This is a genomic window from Gemella haemolysans ATCC 10379 (assembly GCF_000173915.1).
GTDB lineage: Bacteria > Bacillota > Bacilli > Staphylococcales > Gemellaceae > Gemella > Gemella haemolysans.
Map to the genome: position 1 here is coordinate 61,137 of NZ_ACDZ02000009.1, position 20,176 is coordinate 81,312.

The window sequence follows — 20,176 nt, forward strand, 5'->3', positions numbered from 1 at the left end:
ATAAAATTATAGGAAGGACTCGTTTTTTTACGAGAAAATTACACTATGACTGAAAAAATACTAGTAACTGGTGGAGCTGGATTTATCGGGTCTCACACTTGTATAGAATTATTAAACAATGGAAATGAAGTAGTTGTCGTGGACAACTTATATAACGCAAATAAAAAAAGTTTAGAAGTAGTAGAAAGAGTTACAGGAAAAAAAGTAACATTCTATGAAGCTGATATTCGTGATGAAGCAAAATTAGACGAAATCTTTGAAAAAGAAGGTAACATCTTTGGAGTTATTCACTTCGCTGGATTAAAAGCTGTAGGTGAATCTTGCCAATTACCTCTAAAATACTACGATAACAACGTAGCAGGAACTACAACACTATGCCGCGTTATGGAAAAACACAACTGTAAGAACATTATCTTCAGTTCTTCAGCTACAGTATATGGAGATCCTCATGCATTACCAATTAAAGAAGATTTCCCATTATCTGTAACTAACCCATACGGACGTACTAAACTAATCTTAGAAGAAATTTTAGGAGATGTTTATGCAGCTGATAGTGAATGGAATGTTGTATTACTACGTTACTTCAACCCAATCGGAGCACACGAATGTGGAGATATCGGAGAAGATCCAACAGGAATTCCAAATAACCTACTTCCATACGTAATGCAAGTAGCTGTTGGTAAATTAGAGAAAGTTAATGTCTTCGGTGATGACTTCGATACACATGATGGTACTGGAGTTCGTGATTACATCCACGTAGTAGACTTAGCTCGTGGTCACGTTGCTGCCCTTAAAAAATTAGAAAAAGGTAGCGGACTTTCTAAGTATAACCTAGGAACAGGAGTAGGATACTCTGTATTAGATATTATTAAGAGTGCTTCTGCTGCTGTTGGTCGTGACTTACCTTACGTTATCGCACCACGTCGTGCAGGAGATATCGCTGCATGTTATGCAGATGCTTCAAAAGCTAAAGAAGAACTTGGTTGGGAAGCACAATACGATGTAAAACGTATGTGTGAAGACTCATGGAGATGGCAAAGTAAACATCCAAATGGATTTGCTGACTAAAACCTATTAATAAATATTATAAAAAATACTCGGGGTTGGATTTTTCCAACTCCGAATTTATTTTATAATCATAAATTTTTAAACTAATAAAAATAAAAAGCAAGACTGTGAATTTCTTCACAAACTTGCTTTTATTTATATACTACCATAAATGGACCACCCGCAGAATTGTCCTCTAGTTCCATACTACGTTGATCCCAAATATCATCAACGTTGTACCATTTATTCGTTCTTTCTGGATTATCTGGATCAATCGCAAGAGTTTTACCATTTTGGTAACCACTTAGAACTATCGCATGCGTGCTATAACCTTTTACAAAAATCCCATGACCTACAGCACCATAGACAATATTTCCATTTTGCAATGCAGCTTTTAGATCATCTTTAGAATTAACAACACGATAGTTACATCCCCAGTGTTCAATAGCTGCAACAGCTCCAAGACTAGAAGTCCCTGTGAACAACGTATTCATCTCCATAGATGTATCATAAATATAATCAGCAACCTGAACAGGTGTAACATTCTCCTTTAGACCAGAAATAATCATCGATAACGATGTAGGCACGCAACCTGTAGTCTTCATATTAGAGATTCCATATCTCTTAGAACTCCATCTCGCATCCGCTTGATAATATTGTGGAAGTTTTACAGGTTTTACGAAATCTTTAGATTTTTCATCGTAAAGATGACTTATACTATCTTCATTTGAGAAATACTCCCATTTACCTTGCTGATCTTTTATCCAATCAGCCTTAACATGTCCTGTTCCAGTTAGTAATAAGCTACCTACTAGAAAAACACCTATACTCTTTTTCATAAACCTGTCACCTCCATTTTTTCTAATAATTTCACTTTAAATTATACTATTTTTAATCAATAAAAACAAATGAGAGGAACTCAAAAATCGTAATTTCATAAAAATAAATTTTTTGAGCCACTACCATCATCTTATCTTTTATCTTTTATAATATTCCTTCTTCCAGCTAAAGCCTTTAACTAATCCAACTAAAGTTCCTAAACCATAACTGAAATGAACTAAAAATAGTAAGATTGGAATTAACAACATCGTTGCGTTGAATTTATTATTAATAATAGTCATCAATGTAACGAGAATTGTAAATAATCCATAAGCAACCGCAAGAAGTACAGTGAATAACTTCGTCATCGGCAGCATCAATAAACTAAAAATTATTCCTAAAACAAATACAAAAGGAACGAAATGGAAGATAGAGAAGGCCTTAGGATAAACATGACTTACCTTACCAATCCAATATCCGTTCGAATATTTTTGTTTCAACATTCTATTTACTGTAGGTCTCGTATATTGGTACGATAGTATATCATTGCTATAACGAATCTTATAACCATTTTTTCTAATTCGATAATGCAGTTCATTATCTTCAACACGACCTACTTTTTCATCCAGTAATCCAATCTTATCAAATATTTCCTTTTTGTACATTCCTTGGAAAACTGAACTTACATAACGTCTAGAAGTCTGTTTACGATAATTCGCTATTCCACTACCGAACATATTTTCCTCGACCAATAATAATGTTTTACTTAAATTATCTTCATTCTCAATAATATTAGGTCGCGGTCCTCCACAAACATCTTCTCCACTCTCAATAACTTTAACATTATTCTCAATAAAGTTCTCGGTAATATGTGAATGACAGTCTACTTTAAGAATACATTCTCCTCTTGCAGCTTTTATACCCACATTCATACCAGCTGACAATATTACCTTAGGATTTTTCAATAATACTACATCGTAAAAATCATGATTACTAGCTTTGAAATCTTCTAATATCTTCCAGCTTTTATCTTTTGACATCCCATCTATAAATATTAACTCTATCTTGCTGTGATCATATGTCTGATTTTTAAAATCTTCTATTAATCTTGGTAAAAACTTTTCCTCATTTAAAAGTCCGATTACAACCGAAACTAACATAATTATCTCCTTTATCAAAAAGGAAGCTAGATTAACATACTAACCTAGCCCTTCCTTTCTTATCTATCTTTTCTTCCTAAGTTTTCATTAGCACTGAACATTATACTCGCGATAGACTCACCCCAATATGGCGCAGTCGCGTAGTTAACATTCATACCACCTGCTTTGTTTCCTAAGTATGCTCCGTTAGCTGGATACCCAGAATTGTGCAGATACTTAGAATTAATCCAACGTGCAGCACCCATAATACCACTATCTACATCATCAAATTTAGTCGCAGAAGTATATGGAGTATCATCATATGCAGAAATTCCAAAGAAGTTATTTTTATCTTTAGCAATCTTACTTCTTCCCCAAGCACTCTCTAAAGCACTATGCGCCACTAGATATAAAGCATTAACTCCATATCTTTGTTCAGCAGCTTTAAATGTAGCTCCTTTACCAGCTAATTTACTATCATTAGCTCCCATTAGGCTGTATAGTCTATTAATATCAGCCGCAGTATAGTTCGTTCTAGATTTTAAATTAGAGAATTGGAATGGGTGATCTAATTTAAATGTTCCAAAGTTAATACCATCTGCTGAATAATATGATTTACCAACTTGCATATTCGCATTGTGATAAGCAACCATTACTTTAGAATACGGAGAATATCTGTGATAAACATATTTCCCATCACTTACGTAATCTGGGATAAATGTATTATTAGAGTTAATTGCAGTTACTTGACTAGCATTAACATAACCTGTAAGTCCCGCTACTTGAACAGGGATCCTACCATTCGCAGTAGATCTGTTATCTCTAAATAATACTGTATCTTTAGAAACGTGAGATAAGATACGACCATTCGCATCATATACGGGAATATATAATGACGTTACTTTGTAATAACTTGAATAGTTTATACCTTGTCCTGCATTTTTAACCCATGCTCCTGAACCATCTACATAATAACGTCCGTTATCTACCCACGCATTAGTAGCCATTTTTCCATCAGCACCTAACCAGTAGTTACCTGCCCATTTATTACGAGCTAATGTTCCGTTTTCATAATAATACCAAGTGTTACCTTCTTTTACCCAACCTTGTTTTTTCTCCACAGGTTTAGCCACTTCTGGTTTCTTAGCATCTTTTACCCATGCTCCATTTACCCCTACGTAGTAACGTCCACCATCTACCCATGAACTTGTAGCCATTTTCCCATCAGCTCCAACCCAATATGTACTGCTAATCCATTTGTTACGAGCTAGTGTTCCATTTTCATAATAATACCAAGTACTTCCTTCTTTTATCCAGCCGTTCTTTTTCACTTCTAGTTTTACTTCTTGCTTCTTAGCAGATTTATCCCATAAACCATTTGCTCCTACGTAATAACGTCCATTATCTACCCATGAGTTTGTCGCCATTCTGCCGTCGGTTCCTAACCAATAGCTTCCTATCCAAGCATTTCTAACAATATTTCCTTGGTAATAATAGTTCCATGCTGAACCATTTTGAACCCAACCTTGTTTCTTAACTTCTGGTTTTGTTACAGCAGGTTTTTGAGCACCTTTAACCCAAAGTCCATTACTCCCTACGTAGTAGCGTCCGCCATCTACCCAAGCGTTAGTCGCCATTCTTCCATCGGCTCCTAACCAGTAATTTCCTGACCAAGCATTTCTTGCTAATGTTCCATTTTGATTATAAAAGTACCAAGCATTTCCAGTTTTAACCCAACCTTGTGCAGCTAAAACGTCACTATTAGCCACTGCGTTCACAGCCATTGGTGTAGCTAATACCGTTAATACTCCTAGTCCTAATTTAAGTTTATTTCTTCCCATTTTTTATAGTCCTCTTTATTCATTGTTATGCATTGATAATTATACCATAATTAAACCATCTTTAAGGTTACAATTAGATTATTTTTTATTACATCTATATTACAAATGGGAGTGACTCAAAAATCGTGATTTCGTAGAAATCGATTTTGTCGAGTCACCCCCGCATAGTTTATTAAATATGTAAAAAATTTTATAAAGCGAATTTAGATATCAATAAACCACTGCGTCTATGAGTTCTCATATACACTTTGTTAAAATTTAGGACTTTTAGATTAACTCCAGTATTCACCTAAGTTATAATCAGAATAATAAAAAAAAAGAATGGAGATTAATTCTCGCATTCTTTTTTCAATATTTCTTCTAATTTGTTGTAGTCTTTAACACTATCAATCTCATAGATGCTATTAGGTTCTAATTCTTCTACATAAACATCTAATTTCTCGATATTATCTTTAACCATATTATCCCAGTACAAGTTCATGAACTCGTTACTTTCATAAGCTTTGTCGATAAAGCTCACGATTTTCTCTGCAGTTTCTTTATCCCAGAAAGATACCCCACTTAGGATTCTTCCTGCTTTACTGTCTACGATAATATCTTGTACTTTATAATCATCACCATAGATTAAGAACCATTCATTCTCACAATCTTCACGATAAACACTGAAATATGTCGAACGATCGATATCAGCTCTAAACATATTTTTGAATAAATAGTTATCAGCATCGATTACATAGCTGTCCGCTAATTTTTCCTTAACTAAGTATAATGAGTAGAAGTTATTATACTCAGCGTATTTATCGTTAAATACTAACTCTACATCATACTTTTCTTTTAAATAATCGAATTTCTCATGTAAATATCCAACAACAACTATTATTTCATCTATACCTTTTTCTTTTAAAAATTCTATTTGATACTCCACGAGTGGCTTATCTTTAACCTTTATCAAAGCCTTTGGAGTATTGTCTGTCATCGGTCTAAGGCGTGTTCCTAAACCTGCAGCCAATATAATTGCCTTCATTATCTATTTGTTACTCCTCTCTAACAATAACATAAACACCTAATATGATAATAATAGATGTAATCACTAATTGTAAATTCACCTCTAATGCAACAAAAATCATCGAGAATAATATTGTCCAAACAACATAGCTGACATTAAGTCCTGTTGCCTTTGCCGGTTCTAATCTATTAATCGCCATATAGTATAGAATATAAGATACCATATTACTAACTACGAAGAAAACGATAAGACCCCCGAATTTTACATCAAGACTAGTCTCAATTCCTAATCCGTTAAATGAGATTATTACTAAATACGCTAGAAATGATGTCACCTGACGAATTAATAAAGTCTCAAGCTCATTTAAGTTGTTTTTCATCGCATATGAACTAAGTACACTCTCACTACCCCATGCAACTGCACAAATTAATGCGAACATAAATCCAAGATAAAATGATTCAACCTGTTCACTCTTATAACTTTGGATGAAAATACCAACAATAATAAGTGCAAGCCCTAAAATCGTTTTTGATGAAACTTTATTTTTTAAAAATATAACAGCTAGTATCACCGACACAGCAGGATAAATTGCTGTAATTGAAGATGTCAAACCACTTCCTATATACTTCACCGCATATAAATTACATTGCATTCCAATAGGCCCCGCAAGTAGCGCACCTACAATAACACTAACACTTTTTATATTCGTAAAAATCTTGAAATTTATTCTTTTATACTTAATTAAAATAATCGCCAGTAGAACAAAAATACTAATAAAATCATGAACTACTGCAACCGCAAAAGGCGAAATATTATAAAATGAAAATATATACGCGCTTATCGCAAGCCCTAAACCCCAAAACATACCAGACAAAAGTCCAGCTGAAACACCTACTTTATTTTTCATAACTTTCTACATACTCCTTTAAATTCTTAACCGCTCTTAGATACCTATCTTTACCATACGTTCCAAAATCCGCACCCTGTTCTTCTTTATAAATCGTCCACAGACTCCACAAGAAGTCCTGTAATATCTTATAAATCATAATCTTAGCTACACTAACTGGAGTATCTTCGCTAAAATACACTTTAAAAAACTCTCCTTCTTCAGCCTTTCTGAAATTAGACTCTAAGAAAAGGGCCGCTAAATCCCACATTGGATCATTCATTGAAGAATACTCCCAATCGATAAGATACACTCGACCATTTTTGTCTTCGATAAAATTTTCAGGAACAAGATCGATATGACAAGATTTTCTATCAACACCAATCTCTTCTAGATGGTTTTGTAGAGAAAATACCTTCTCCCTTATCTTCTGATAATACGGATAGCTGATATTACCTTCAATTAGATTTTCATATTTTTTAATCTCGTCAAAGACTCTGAATTCACCTTCAAGAACCTTCCCAGAACTATGCACTTTTCTAAGAATATTCGCAACTTCTTCCTTCTTCGCTTTTAAGTAATGCGCATCAAAAGTTGTTGCATTCTCAATGTATTCATTTACCTTTATTCCAGATTCAATATCAAAGATATAGTTTTTTACATCTAAACCTAAATCAGCAAGATTCGCAAGATTATTTTTCTCCGCAACCCTATCGATCAACTTATCAGTCCCTTTACCAAAGAACTTAACTATATATTTGTTACTTGTAGTCTCCACCAGGTAATTACTATTCGTCATACCACCTAGTTGTTCTACTTTTACTACTTCCTCAGATTCAGTAAGTAGTTTTTCTATTTTACTTTTTATTAGTTGTTTCAATGTAAAACCTCTTTTCTACATTACAATATTACTTATAATTATAACACAAAATGTAATAACTAAAAGACTTTTTACTATAATTTTTCATTGATAATAAAAAAGAGAATGACTCAAAAATTACGATTTTAAAAATCAATTTTACTAAGTCTCACCCTAATCCTATTTCTAAAATATATTAAACAACTTTCATAATATTCTTTTCAAGAACAATTATTAATTTTTTTATATAATATGCAGAAACAATACTAACAAATAATACAACAATAGTATAAAGTACATCATTTACACCTGATGAAACAAAAAACTTACCAAGATAATGCATAACTAAGCCATGAATCATATACATTTCAAATGAAATATCTCCTAAAAAACCAAGATATTTATTCGAAAAGTTGAGTTTATTTATCAATAGTAAGAAATAAACTACAAAAACCATTGTGCAGATATTTCCAACTATTCCATAATAAACATATTTATTTGTAATCCCAATATTTTTCATAATAACTTCATAATGACGAAATACGTACATTAGTATACTAAATGAAACAAGAAAAATAAAATAATTTTTTTCTAGAAACTTATCTATATAAACCCTGTTTTTCATCCAGAATACACCTAATAAAAATGCCATTATACTAACATATTCCCAATCTCCATGATTTTGATATGCTTTCCAAAAAATATAAACTAATGTCAGAAATACTAGTTTATATTCAGCTATTTTTGAATCTTTCCCCACAAAAGAAACATAGAAAATAACATATAAAACTATTATGCTGTTTATAAACCAACCATTGTAAATTATATTGCTGTGATCTTTCCAGAAAGATAGGAAAAAATCTACATTAACAACTTCCCCTAATGTCGCTCTATAAATAACATAAATGACTATAAAAATAAAAAACGGTATAAATATTCTAACCAATCTTTTCTTTAAGAAATTCTCCATATAAGTTGAGTTGTTACTATACTGGAAATACAGTCCATAACCAGACAGAAAGAAAAATAATGAAACAATATATCGTCCCATGTATTCAAAATTCGAAAAATTTTCACCAGTAGTTATTTTCTGAGAAATGTGGTGAAAAATTATAAATAAAGCTAAGAGTCCCTTTAGTGATTTAGTTGATTTATTACTTAAATAATCGACATCTGTTCTTGGTATAAGATAAACAAATAATGAAATTAGTAATAATATAAAAATATCCACTCTGTTCTCCTTTTTAACATCTAAAAAATACCCTTTGAATTAAAATTTGTTCTCTTTAAAAACACACATAAATATTTTTTAATTCTTCATCACTTAGCATTATAACACAAAATGTGGTAATTCATAGAAATAATATTACTTGTTTTAATATTACAAGATACAAAGGTGACTCAGAAAACCATCTTAATAGATTTCCATGAACCACCTAAATAATTTTATTCTATTGTATTAATTATCAAAAGAAAAAACTTTCTTTACTATATCTCCCACTTAAACACTGTCTTAAACGCTGTATTTAAGTCCGTTGCGAACACCCTATGAATGTCTTTGATATTTCTCACCGGTTGTTCAAGTTCAATAATATTCTTGAATCTTCTTTCGAATTTCTTGTTACTAAGCATCTCAATAGCTTTCTCAAAATCTATTCTACCTGAACGCGATGAACCTATTAGCGCTAGTCCTTTTTCTAAGATATCACGTGTATTGATATTTACCTTGTATTCACTAACTCCCATTAGTACTAAACTTCCTTGTGGTTTGATGTATTGGATTAAGTCATTTATCGCATAACCACTACCATCTCCCCCACAACATTCTACACCATGGTCGAAAGTTAAGTCTTCAGGTATATCATCAGTAATGTATCTTTCTTTGGCGAAACTGAACAGCTCTAACTTCTCCCAGTGACGACCTATTACGATTATCTCACACTCTGGAAGAGTGTAGTTTATTATGTTTGCCATAACATAGGCAAGACTACCATCACCGATTATCGCTATTCTTTCTTTTCTACTATGTGAGTTTTTTAAGAATCTGTCCATTGCGTGCATACCTACACTTATAAACTCTGTAATAGCAGCAACAGAATCTTCCACACCATCATAAGCTACCACTCTATCTTTAGGTAAAGCTACGAACTCTCTCATAAAACCATCGAAACCACTTGATAGAAAGTGTGTTTCTGGCATATAGTTTTCATAGAATTCTTCGTCACTTTGTCTTGGTGGTTGGTTAGGTATCATTACTACCTTTTGTCCTACTTTATACGTACCTGTAGGGTCTGCGATTACTATCCCTGCACATTCGTGAATAAGTGCCATAGGTAGTTTTTTAGCTAGTACCTTAGGATCTCTTTTCCCTTGATAGTATCTTTGATCTGCGTGACATAATGCCATGTAGTTAGGACGGATGGTGATTTTATTACCATCGTTTATATTCTCTTCATTGTATTTTACATTAATAAATTTCGGTTTAATTAATTGATATATTTGATTTATCATATTACTCGTCCTCTAGCATACTCTTAGCTATCTTAAGATCGGTTACTGTAGTTATTTTGATGTTAGAGTATTCTCCCTTAGCTAGTGCTACTTTTTTCCCTTTTATAACGAATATCTTACATGCATCTGTAAGTATTTGTTTTTCTTCTTTGTCTAATGAGTTATATAGATTTAAGAAATCTAAACATTTGAAACTTTGTGGTGTTTGACCTTGGTAGTAGTGCGCTCTGTTAGGAATGTTTGAAATATATTCTCCATTAGTGCTTTCTACAATCGTATCAACAGCTTCTACTACTGTGTCTACTGCATCACTTTCTTTAGCTAGACGTATGTTGTCTTTAATAATTCTAAGTGTTATGAATGGTCGGACTGAATCATGAGTTACGATAATATCTTCGTCAGTTAAAGGTTTATATTCATTAATTCTATTAATGATGTTTTCAATAGTTGTATTTCTATCAACACCACCAGGTGTAATAATGATTCTATCAGCAAACGCTGAAACATATTGTTCAACTAAGTCTTCAGCATGAGATACCCAATCTTCATGAACACCGACTACGATTTTTTCGATTTCAGGCTCTAATAAGAACTTTTCAATTGTGTGGATAAGTATTGGTTTTTTACCTAATTCTAGGAATTGTTTTGGCATGTTACTTATGCCCATTCTAGTTCCTGTTCCACCAGCTAATATTCCTGCGTATATCATTTTTTCGCTCCTTTTAAATACTATTTTTTTCAATATATTATCCATTTTATTATATCATATAAAAACAATAAACTTCAAAAATCTTCTATTAAACCAATAATTTTAAGCTAATGAATTGAAAATATGTTATAATGTAAAATAGAATTTTAGAAAGGATTTCCTTTAAATGAAAAGCATAAAAGTTAATGCATTAGCAAGTTTAATGGTTAACGTTCTAAACATAGTTTTCCCATTAATCACTAATCCTTACTTAACTAGAATACTTAGTAAGTCTAACTATAGTTATTTCAATACAGCAAATACATGGGCTAGTTTTGTAATACCACTTGCTGCATTCGGAATATATAACTACGGTATTAGATCAATAAGTAAAGTAAAAGACGATAAAAATAAAATTAACTACGTATTTTCAAAACTATTCTATATATCAGTAGTAACCTCAATTACGATAACTGCTCTATATTTTATATTTATCAGCGTAGGCACACATGATACTGAAAATTTAAAAATCTTATACTATATACTTGGAATTCAAGCCTTATTCCAATTTTTAAATATTGAATGGATGAACGAAGCATACGAAAACTACACATTTATTCTCTATAAAACTTTATTTATTAGAATCGCAATGTTAGTATCAATCTTCGCATTCATAAAAACAGAGGATGACATTATACCATATGCAATCATAATGAGTGCTACAACAATCTTAAACTATCTACTAAGTTTCTTATGGATAAAAAGAGAAGTTTCATTTGTTAAAATTGATATTAAGGACTTATTGACATCTACAAAAGCACTAACTACAATGTTATTATTAGCAAACGCTAATATGCTTTATACACTGCTTGATAGAATGTTTATAACAAAAAGTCCAGATGAAAATTATATATCATACTATACTATCGCATCGGGCATAGTAATGCTTATCGCAGGTGTGCTTAGTGGCGCCCTAAATGTTAGTCTTCCTAGATTAGGTTATTACTTAGGAAGAAAAGATCAAGATTCTTATGAATATTTAATCAGACAGGGATCTTCCCTATTCTTCTTCCTGATGATACCAACCAGTATCGGGATAATGATTCTAGGAACATATGCAACTGCTATTTATTCATCAGATAAATATTTAGAGGCAGGAATAGTAACGAGTATATTTGCGATTAGAACCATTATTTGGGCTATTGAGATGATACTAGGAAAGCAAATTATATTCATCAATGATTTCGAAAATAAATTGACTTCATTTTACTTTATCGGTGGTGGATTAAATGTAGTATTAAATTCAACATTGTACTTCTGTAATATTTTCAAACCAGAATACTATATTGGAACAACAATACTTGCCGAAGGTTTAATGGTATTACTCGAAATACAGTTCATTAGAAAACATAAACTGATAAACTTATCAGCTGTATTTTCTTCACTTTACAAATACCTTATAGTATCACTTGGCTTTATTCCAATATACTTCATTACAAAATTTGCATTCCATGTTGATTCTTATGAAATAACATTAAACATGATTATTATGGTCTGCACAGTTATAGCAATCTGCGGAATTTATTATCTAGTTGTCCTAACAATACTAAAAGATTCAACAATAAACTATACAATAAATATGGTAAAAGGTAAAATTAAAAAGAGTTAGAGATTTGTTCTTCTAACTCTTTTTGTGATATTTATACATTCTTAAAATCACGATGCTTTCTTATTTAAGAATATTTGTTCTCTTATCTGTTTTATTGGGAAGTTAAAAATATTATGAGATAGTACGATACTCAATAACACTGCCATTAATAGAAACGCTAGTTTCCCACTAACTCCATAATTAAATACATTAGAGATATTAAATACTTTATTCAAAATATAATATATATGCATATGCCAGAAATATACATTTATAGAATTTTTCCCCATGTCTGTAATTAAAAACATTCTTCGATTAGGTATCAACATTATAAGAGCAAAGCACATTACAAAAGATATCGTATAGCTAGCTAACCTTGCTAATGGAGCATAACTCATTATCTGAGGGAAAAATGGATTTCTCCCTGTAAATAAATATCTTAATCGATAAAAAATATCCAATTCAAACACACATAACCCTAACCAAATTACTACTGCTAATCCAGCAAAAAATATATATTTTGAATTTTTATTTTTAATATCTACTATATTTACCTTTTGTAATAATACCCCACTTAAAAAGAACGGAAAGAATATTATTATTCTTGATAAATATAGAAAATCACCTATTCCTGGATCATATCCTATAAAGCAAGCTAACACTATTGCAAATATTAAAATATATCTTTTATTTTGACCTTCAATAACTCTCAATATGATTGTATATGCTGCCAAAGCAAACATAAACCATGAAAGCCCACCATCCCAAAGCAGGAAAAACTCAACCTTCACTGTACCTAGTAATCTTTCCACAACTGCTGAAACTATCTTATAAGCAAAACCAATACTTATAAAAAATATCACTTTACTTGTAATATCTTTATTTTTATACATCAATCCCGATATAAAAATAAAAAGTGGTATATGAAATGAATAGATAAATAAAAATATACTATCATATATATTAGATGCATCAGTAAATCTATCCGCAAAATGTCCAATAACCACACAAGTTACAAGGAAAAATTTTAAGTTGTCCCATAATGCTATCCTATTTCCCATAATACTATCTCCTAGATCAAGTTTATTTATCTTTTCTCAACACAACCTCCGCTAACTCTGCATTCTCGCTCTTATAAATCGGATTTTCTTTCCAATTATAGTTAGTATTAGGAGTTTTAAAATCCTCTCCATATAAAGTTCTTAAATACTCCTCAGTGTTAGTCGGAACCTTTACTTTTAAATTTTTAAAATCACACTCTTTTAAACCTGAAAATGGAATTTCATAGTGGTAAACCTCATATCGAGTAGGATTTCCTAATGCATTTGTCATAAAAAATATTGTATCAGAAGATACTTTATCATCTTCCTTTTTATAGATAATAAAATCCACATTAAGTCCTTTATAGCTGTAAGATAATTCAACTAAATTTTTATTGAAATAGAATTCTTTTGTTCTGTTAAAACCATTATTAATAAGATGTTCTTCTATCACTTCAAATTCTTCTAAACTTGAAACTTGAATTCCGAAATCCATGTCTAAATCATGGCTAATAAAATCATTTTCTCGGTAATATCCCAATAATGTTCCAAAATCTAACCATATATTATAATTCTTTAACTCGGAACTATAAACAATAGTCAATATTTGCTCGAAGTTTTCTTTTAGTAAATTACTTCGCTTAGAATCTAACTCAATATTTGCTTTTTCATTTAATTTTTTTATTAGAGGAAAGTTTTTAACCACATCTTTCTTATCACCTAAAAAGCTAGCTAAACTCCTCTTAAGCCATTGCAACATACTAGTTCTCCTTCTTAATATACGCTACAAAATCATCATGCTGTACTCTTTTTTCTAATGGAGGAATCTCCATATAATCCGAACCATAAATTGTAGTTAAAATATGGTCATAATCTTTTGGTATATTATATACTCTATCCTCAAATTTACATTCAATTACTTCATCTAACGCCTTAGCATCTATCTTAGTACTATATTTTTTAGATTCCATCAGATAATCAATATACTCACTATTAACAGGTACTCTAGAACAATCATTTAATTTTTTATTCCATGTTTTCACTCTTGTTAATCTGAACACAACTAGCATTAGATAACGAATAATATTCTTTATTCCCGCTTCTTTATTTCTTATCCCATATAAAGTATATACAGATAATCTACGATACATATCTAATTTTGTTATTTCTTTGTTTACATCTTTATAGTCATCGAAAGGAAATACATCTACACAGATACCTAATTCTATATCATTTTGTATGTAGTTATTTTCATAAACAGTTCTACTATCATAAACTCTGTAGAATGGGTAATGATATCTAGAATCATTTTCCCAAGAAACAGCCTTATAAACACTATTATTATCTTCTGAAATTGCTTGATATAATTTATCATATTCATCTCTCTTTAAAGCAATATCCAAATCATCATCCCATGGAATAAATCCTTTATGCCTAACTGCACCCAACAAACTTCCATATGCTAATGAATAATTAATACCTTTTTCTTTACAAATATTATGAATATACTCCATAACTCCTAATTCTACTTCTTTGATTTCATCAATATCTAATTTTTTAAAATTACTTTTATCTGTACTCACTATAGAATAGAAATAACCTGCCATTAGAAATAGGATGATACCTAATAATGAGATACCATAGAAAGTAGAACTTAAGAATAGATTAGATACTAAAATCACCATCAATATCATAATCATTGATAATAAATCTTTATTTACTAAATCTTCTTCTTTATCTCTAAATATTCGTTTTATCATTGACACAAAGAATGATAAAACAAAAATTCCCATTGAAATAAATCCTGCTAATCCATTGTAAAATAGGATTTCTAAATACCCATTATGAGTAAGATAATGCTCTTTTATTATATACTCTTCAGGATTAATTTTTTTACCTATTTCATACCAGTTTCCACCTGAATAACCAAAGATAGGTTTTTTAGGTACAAAAGATGCCGTAGATTTCCAAATTGCAAATCTATTATTGGAAATATTTTCCTCACTTGTATCTGTTCTTTCAAGAGAAAGATTGTTATCTTCATTTTCTAACTTTTTATCCTGAGCCTCTAATCTTTCTTTATTGTAATGTAAATATTGCTCACTAGTGAAATTAACAGCTTTATAACTGAATAAAACAACTACTATCGCCAATACTACTTTAAATAATGACCTGATATTTCCTTTTTGATAAAACATCGCTATAGAATATATAGCGGCCGCTATCATCATACAGATAAACGCAGTTCTTGAACCTGATAACACTATATAAATAAAATTCAGTACAATAGTAACTAAACTAATATATCTATATACTTTCTCAAAACTACATATTTTAAGAACTAAAAAAATAATCACAATTAGTGAAATTAATGATAGAAAGTTAGGACTTGCCAAAATACCAAATAATCTAGACTCTACAAACCCTTGTCTAATGTACAATCCCTTATAGTCATGTACTCTGTAGCCTTTCAATAATACGAATTGAATTAATGAAACTAATACTCCAAAAGTATTAAGTACGGTAACTGTATAGAAGAAGTAATCATATATTTTTTTACCCTCTTCTCTAGTAATTCCTGTAAATATAGGGAATACTGTTAAGAAGTATATAAAAAATACTAATGTATTTTTTATATTTGTAGAATAACCATAAGATATCACTAGAATGCTAGTAATAATATTTAAAGCAAAAAATAGTAATAGGTACTCTATTGTTTTTATCTTTAGATAAACTTTCTTAATAACTAAATTATACGTTGCCAAAAGAATTCCAAGTAATGTCATTCCCCCTGCAACAACCTTGTTAGCTGAAATAAATTGTAGTGGTACTATTAGACCACACATACAATAAACAGCAACTATTAAAATAAATGCCAGATTTATTTTAAAATAATTTTTTTCTATTAGTTTTAACATACTCTAATTAATATCCTCTCTTCTCTATTATTTTTCTATATAGATTTCTATTCAATAATAAGGCAACAAATCCAATTTTTCTACCTTTTGTAAATAATGAATCTGTTAAAATACCCTTACTATGATCTTTTAAATACGATATTAACTTATTTTCTAATTTTTTATCATTATATTCTTTATCTAACAATAACCTATCTAATACATAAAAATACGCCCAATTCATCCTCATCTGAGCCACTTCTTTTAATTCAGGGTATTTCTTTATGATAATCTCTTTATTCTGTTCATAAGCCTCTATTACATTTAAAAACTTAAGCGAAAATTTTTGGGTAGTAATGCTATTTTCTCTATGTACATAGTAGTATTTTTTCTCATTAGTTGCTACTATTTTATTGCACTTATCTAATAACTTTATCATAATAAATGCATCTTCAGCGATTTTCCCAATTTCAAATTTGAACTCTGAAAATAAACTCTTTTTATATAATTTATTAACAGCTGTTACAGATAATATCTTAGCTTCCATAACCATTTTAATAGCTTCTTGAGGACTAAGTTCCCATGTTTTCTTATCAGCAACTTGCGCCTCAGGGACATTATTATAGACATCATAATGACCACACATAGATAAATCTGCGTTTGCATCTTTTAGATTATTCATTAGTACTTCATACATATCTTCATCTATATAATCATCACTATCTATAAATCCGATTAACTCAGCCTCTGCTTCATCTATACCAACATTCCTCGCATCAGATAATCCACCATTCTTCTTATGAACAACCCTTATTCTATCATCTTTCCTCGCAAGTTCATCACAAAGTTGTCCACTATTATCAGTAGAACCGTCATTGACTAAAATAATTTCTAGGTTTTTATAAGTTTGATTGATTATTGAATCAACACAACGTTCTAAGTATTGCTCTACATTGTATACCGGTACTATTACACTAATTTTTTCGTCCATAATATTCCCCTTTATACTTAAGATAACTATTTTCCATATCTGCTATAACTACATCATGATGTGGTACTTGTTTCTCTTTTGGTGGTGGTGTCATATAATCACCAAATGCTGTTTTCAGATAAATATCATATCCTACAGGTATCGGCATTTTAGTATTTTCAAAATCTATAAAAATATTATCTTCAAATGCTTCGATTGGATATTTCTTTTTCATATATCCTGGACCTGTACAAAGCTCTGTTATTCCATCACTTTCTTCAAGCGTATATTTCGTCATTTCTTTTTCAGCTTTTTTCCAAATCTTATAACGTAACCTACTCGGTGTTAAACCTAACAGAATAGTGCTTCCCCATTTCATAATTGCTCCATGTTTTTCTGGAATAGTCTGAGCACAGAATAGTGAGTAAATTAATGCCCAACGAACTTGTTTTTTTCTATCTTCTTCATTTTTTGGATAATAATCTAGTGGAATAACATCTAACGCTAAACCATGTGGCATATCTAAATCCTGTTGATATGGTTTTATACATGTTGTTTCTTTATCACGAATCGTGATAAATAAGTTTCTATCAACGAAGTTACTATCACTTTTTGATAAAAAATATTGTTCTTTAGCATATTTTCTCCAAAGTTCCGGAAGTTTTTCATAGTCTTTTCTAGGCATGAAAAAATCTAAGTCATCATCCCAGGGGATAAATCCTTTATTACGAAGTCCACCAATAGCTCCACCACCACAAAGATAACAAAGTAAGTCATGTTTTTTACAAAATTCTACAAAATACTCAGCCATTTCTAAGCTCTTATTTTGTATTTCTTTTAAACTACTCACCTACTACCTCCTCAACTATTTCCTTGAAGTTTTCAATAATAACAGCTACATCTTCATCACTAAGTCTAGTGTGTAGAGGTAATGTTATTTCTTTAACATAGTAATTATAGGCATTAGGATAGTTTTCAATATCGAATCCTAAGTTCTTATACGCAGTTAATAATGGTAATGGTTTATAGTGAACATTACAGCTAATTCCACGTTCTGCCATTTTAACAATTATCTCACCACGTTGTTCAAATGTAGCACCTTCAACATGAGTAATATAAAGATGTCCACATGATTTATAAGCATCTGAACTGTGACTTAGAGCTGTAATTCTTGTCCCTTTGAATCCTTTATTATATTGACTAATAATGTCTTCACGACGATCTAAAAGTTTCGGATAACGATCTAGTTGAACTAATCCAATAGAAGCTGCAATATCAGTTAAATTACATTTATATCCAGGAATAACAATATCATACTCCCAAGATCCTGCTTTTGTTTTAGCTAATGCATCTTTTGTTTGACCATGAAGAGAATATATTTGGTATTCTCTATATAACTCTTCATTATCAAAGTTTTCATTTTGTTTCCAAGTTACACTTCCACCTTCAGCTGTAGTGAAGTTCTTCACAGCGTGGAATGAGAATGTCGTAAAGTCGGCTACAGAACCAATTTCCTCACCTTTATACGTACTTCCCAAAGCATGTGCTCCATCAGCTACAACAGCCACTCTACCAAGCTTTTCTTGATATTCACTATTGGCTTTGAATAAGTGTTTTTTGCTCTCAACTACCTCAAAAATTTTATCGTAATCACATGGAATCCCTGCTAAATCAACAGGAATAACAGCTTTAGTATTCTCAGTAATCGCATCAGCTAAAGCATCATAGTCCATCTCGTGGCTATCTTCAGCAATATCAACGATAACAGCCTTCGCCCCAACATGATAAATCACACTACAAGATGCCGTGTATGTCATCGCAGGAACGATTACTTCATCACCTTCACCAATACCTAGAACACGCAATGTTAATTCTAATGCTGCAGTTGCTGAATTAAGACAAACAGTTTTCGGTGTGTTAGTAAACCCAGATAATCTTCTTTCTAATTCTTTTGTCTTCGGTCCAGTTGTAATCCAACCTGATTTCAAAGTGTCTATTACTTCATTAATTTCCCCATCACTAATGTCTGGTGGAGAAAATGGTATATTATATTTTTTCATTTCAAACTCCTAATTATTAAAATTCTACTTAAATGTATCTTAACTCTATTTAACAACCGCAATAGCAGTTCTTATCATTATTTTAATATCATTTATAACACTGAATTCTTCAATGTACTTTAAATTATATTTCATCTTGTCCGGAAGAATTTCCTCCACATAGATTTCATCTACACTTCTTCCACTTCCTTTGAATTTCTCAATAACTTCATCTTCATTTTTGTATTCGATACTCGCTGGAGAAGTTATCCCAGCAGGAAGAAGTAATGTCGCATTCATTTTATCAGTGTACTTATCTACATATTTCGCAACTTCCGGCCTTACTCCTACAAAACTCATATCTCCTACAAGTACGTTGATAAGCTGAGGAAGCTCATCAAGACGAAGTTTACGCAGCTTGTGTCCTACCTTACTAATACGAGGATCATTTTGTTGAGTAACCGCTGTCCCAAGCTTATCTGCATCTTTAACCATAGTTCTAAACTTAAAGATTCTAAATGTTCGACCATAAGTTGTAATACGCTCTTGCCTGTAAAATACAGGACCTTCACTATCAAGTTTTATCCAGATAGCTATTCCTAAAATTATCGGCGATAAAGGAATAAGCAAAACTAATGCCAGCACCTTATCAAAAAATAATTTCAGAAATAACGATATCTTCTTCTTTTCAATCGAAGCTCTATACTTTTTTACCGCTTCTGTTTCAAATCTATTATCAATGTTCATCTTTCACCTTACTTAATTCAACTGAATATTTATAAACAG

The 20,176-nt window shown here is 31.1% G+C and carries 18 protein-coding genes; 2 read left to right on the forward strand and 16 right to left on the reverse strand.

What is annotated here, in order from left to right; genetic code table 11:
- The first annotated feature begins 45 nt into the window (after positions 1-45).
- Entirely contained in the window at positions 46-1,068 is a 1,023-nt protein-coding gene (galE, locus tag GEMHA0001_RS04010) for a UDP-glucose 4-epimerase GalE (RefSeq protein WP_003144506.1), read from the forward strand.
- 131 nt (positions 1,069-1,199) lie between these two features.
- Here galE and GEMHA0001_RS04015 read toward each other — a convergent pair whose 3' ends face one another.
- The 9 genes from GEMHA0001_RS04015 to GEMHA0001_RS04055 all read right to left on the reverse strand — a co-directional run bounded on the left by GEMHA0001_RS04015 (position 1,200) and on the right by GEMHA0001_RS04055 (position 10,817).
- A complete protein-coding gene (locus tag GEMHA0001_RS04015; protein WP_003144509.1) occupies positions 1,200-1,886 on the reverse strand; it encodes a C39 family peptidase in 687 nt (228 codons plus the stop codon).
- 138 nt (positions 1,887-2,024) lie between these two features.
- On the reverse strand, positions 2,025-3,026 hold the full coding sequence (locus tag GEMHA0001_RS04020; protein ID WP_003144514.1) for a glycosyltransferase family 2 protein: 1,002 nt from the start codon (positions 3,024-3,026) through the stop codon (positions 2,025-2,027).
- 59 nt (positions 3,027-3,085) lie between these two features.
- The gene (locus GEMHA0001_RS04025; RefSeq protein ID WP_003144609.1) at positions 3,086-4,846 is read right to left on the reverse strand and encodes a glucosaminidase domain-containing protein; all 1,761 of its coding nucleotides are present in this window, start codon (positions 4,844-4,846) and stop codon (positions 3,086-3,088) included.
- A gap of 328 nt (positions 4,847-5,174) precedes the next feature.
- Entirely contained in the window at positions 5,175-5,870 is a 696-nt protein-coding gene (locus GEMHA0001_RS04030) for a sugar phosphate nucleotidyltransferase (protein ID WP_003144494.1), read from the reverse strand.
- Positions 5,871-5,880: 10 nt separating this feature from the next.
- Positions 5,881-6,759, reverse strand: coding sequence for a DMT family transporter (locus GEMHA0001_RS04035; RefSeq protein WP_003144496.1), 879 nt, complete (start codon positions 6,757-6,759; stop codon positions 5,881-5,883).
- Positions 6,749-7,618: a choline kinase family protein gene (locus tag GEMHA0001_RS04040; protein ID WP_003144492.1), complete on the reverse strand. Its 870-nt coding sequence runs from the start codon at positions 7,616-7,618 to the stop codon at positions 6,749-6,751. The genes GEMHA0001_RS04035 and GEMHA0001_RS04040 overlap by 11 nt, the downstream gene beginning before the upstream one ends.
- A gap of 175 nt (positions 7,619-7,793) precedes the next feature.
- Complete coding sequence (locus GEMHA0001_RS04045) at positions 7,794-8,828, reverse strand: acyltransferase family protein (protein WP_003144553.1); 1,035 nt, start codon at positions 8,826-8,828, stop codon at positions 7,794-7,796.
- A gap of 257 nt (positions 8,829-9,085) precedes the next feature.
- Entirely contained in the window at positions 9,086-10,108 is a 1,023-nt protein-coding gene (locus GEMHA0001_RS04050; protein ID WP_003144562.1) for a ribitol-5-phosphate dehydrogenase, read from the reverse strand.
- A 1-nt stretch (position 10,109) separates the two neighbouring features.
- Positions 10,110-10,817, reverse strand: coding sequence for an IspD/TarI family cytidylyltransferase (locus GEMHA0001_RS04055; protein ID WP_003144473.1), 708 nt, complete (start codon positions 10,815-10,817; stop codon positions 10,110-10,112).
- A 166-nt stretch (positions 10,818-10,983) separates the two neighbouring features.
- Here GEMHA0001_RS04055 and GEMHA0001_RS04060 point away from each other — a divergent pair, with 166 nt between their 5' ends.
- Positions 10,984-12,465, forward strand: a complete 1,482-nt coding sequence (locus GEMHA0001_RS04060; RefSeq protein WP_003144594.1) for an oligosaccharide flippase family protein — start codon at positions 10,984-10,986, stop codon at positions 12,463-12,465.
- Between the two features lie 47 nt (positions 12,466-12,512).
- On the opposite strand, the gene GEMHA0001_RS04065 is transcribed toward GEMHA0001_RS04060, so the two are convergent.
- From GEMHA0001_RS04065 to GEMHA0001_RS04095, 7 genes are read right to left on the reverse strand one after another with little or no spacing between them, the layout of a single operon-like run.
- A complete protein-coding gene (locus GEMHA0001_RS04065) occupies positions 12,513-13,505 on the reverse strand; it encodes an acyltransferase family protein (RefSeq protein ID WP_003144598.1) in 993 nt (330 codons plus the stop codon).
- 22 nt (positions 13,506-13,527) lie between these two features.
- The gene (locus tag GEMHA0001_RS04070) at positions 13,528-14,244 is read right to left on the reverse strand and encodes a LicD family protein (RefSeq protein WP_003144515.1); all 717 of its coding nucleotides are present in this window, start codon (positions 14,242-14,244) and stop codon (positions 13,528-13,530) included.
- A 1-nt stretch (position 14,245) separates the two neighbouring features.
- Positions 14,246-16,402: a LicD family protein gene (locus GEMHA0001_RS04075; RefSeq protein WP_003144607.1), complete on the reverse strand. Its 2,157-nt coding sequence runs from the start codon at positions 16,400-16,402 to the stop codon at positions 14,246-14,248.
- Between the two features lie 7 nt (positions 16,403-16,409).
- Complete coding sequence (locus GEMHA0001_RS04080; RefSeq protein WP_003144487.1) at positions 16,410-17,372, reverse strand: glycosyltransferase family 2 protein; 963 nt, start codon at positions 17,370-17,372, stop codon at positions 16,410-16,412.
- Positions 17,356-18,201, reverse strand: a complete 846-nt coding sequence (locus GEMHA0001_RS04085) for a LicD family protein (protein WP_003144493.1) — start codon at positions 18,199-18,201, stop codon at positions 17,356-17,358. Before GEMHA0001_RS04085 ends, GEMHA0001_RS04080 begins: the two co-directional genes overlap by 17 nt.
- Positions 18,194-19,411, reverse strand: coding sequence for a DegT/DnrJ/EryC1/StrS family aminotransferase (locus GEMHA0001_RS04090; RefSeq protein ID WP_003144530.1), 1,218 nt, complete (start codon positions 19,409-19,411; stop codon positions 18,194-18,196). Before GEMHA0001_RS04090 ends, GEMHA0001_RS04085 begins: the two co-directional genes overlap by 8 nt.
- 45 nt (positions 19,412-19,456) lie before the next feature.
- On the reverse strand, positions 19,457-20,137 hold the full coding sequence (locus GEMHA0001_RS04095) for a sugar transferase (protein WP_003144586.1): 681 nt from the start codon (positions 20,135-20,137) through the stop codon (positions 19,457-19,459).
- Between the last annotated feature and the right edge of the window lie 39 nt (positions 20,138-20,176).

Coding starts and splice junctions, on each gene's coding strand:
- galE (WP_003144506.1), top strand. CDS start 46: ATGACTGAAAAAATACTAGTAACTGGTGGAGCTGGATTTATCGGGTCT.
- GEMHA0001_RS04015 (WP_003144509.1), bottom strand. CDS start 1,886: ATGAAAAAGAGTATAGGTGTTTTTCTAGTAGGTAGCTTATTACTAACT.
- GEMHA0001_RS04020 (WP_003144514.1), bottom strand. CDS start 3,026: ATGTTAGTTTCGGTTGTAATCGGACTTTTAAATGAGGAAAAGTTTTTA.
- GEMHA0001_RS04025 (WP_003144609.1), bottom strand. CDS start 4,846: ATGGGAAGAAATAAACTTAAATTAGGACTAGGAGTATTAACGGTATTA.
- GEMHA0001_RS04030 (WP_003144494.1), bottom strand. CDS start 5,870: ATGAAGGCAATTATATTGGCTGCAGGTTTAGGAACACGCCTTAGACCG.
- GEMHA0001_RS04035 (WP_003144496.1), bottom strand. CDS start 6,759: ATGAAAAATAAAGTAGGTGTTTCAGCTGGACTTTTGTCTGGTATGTTT.
- GEMHA0001_RS04050 (WP_003144562.1), bottom strand. CDS start 10,108: ATGATAAATCAAATATATCAATTAATTAAACCGAAATTTATTAATGTA.
- GEMHA0001_RS04055 (WP_003144473.1), bottom strand. CDS start 10,817: ATGATATACGCAGGAATATTAGCTGGTGGAACAGGAACTAGAATGGGC.
- GEMHA0001_RS04060 (WP_003144594.1), top strand. CDS start 10,984: ATGAAAAGCATAAAAGTTAATGCATTAGCAAGTTTAATGGTTAACGTT.
- GEMHA0001_RS04065 (WP_003144598.1), bottom strand. CDS start 13,505: ATGGGAAATAGGATAGCATTATGGGACAACTTAAAATTTTTCCTTGTA.
- GEMHA0001_RS04070 (WP_003144515.1), bottom strand. CDS start 14,244: ATGTTGCAATGGCTTAAGAGGAGTTTAGCTAGCTTTTTAGGTGATAAG.
- GEMHA0001_RS04075 (WP_003144607.1), bottom strand. CDS start 16,402: ATGTTAAAACTAATAGAAAAAAATTATTTTAAAATAAATCTGGCATTT.
- GEMHA0001_RS04080 (WP_003144487.1), bottom strand. CDS start 17,372: ATGGACGAAAAAATTAGTGTAATAGTACCGGTATACAATGTAGAGCAA.
- GEMHA0001_RS04090 (WP_003144530.1), bottom strand. CDS start 19,411: ATGAAAAAATATAATATACCATTTTCTCCACCAGACATTAGTGATGGG.
- GEMHA0001_RS04095 (WP_003144586.1), bottom strand. CDS start 20,137: ATGAACATTGATAATAGATTTGAAACAGAAGCGGTAAAAAAGTATAGA.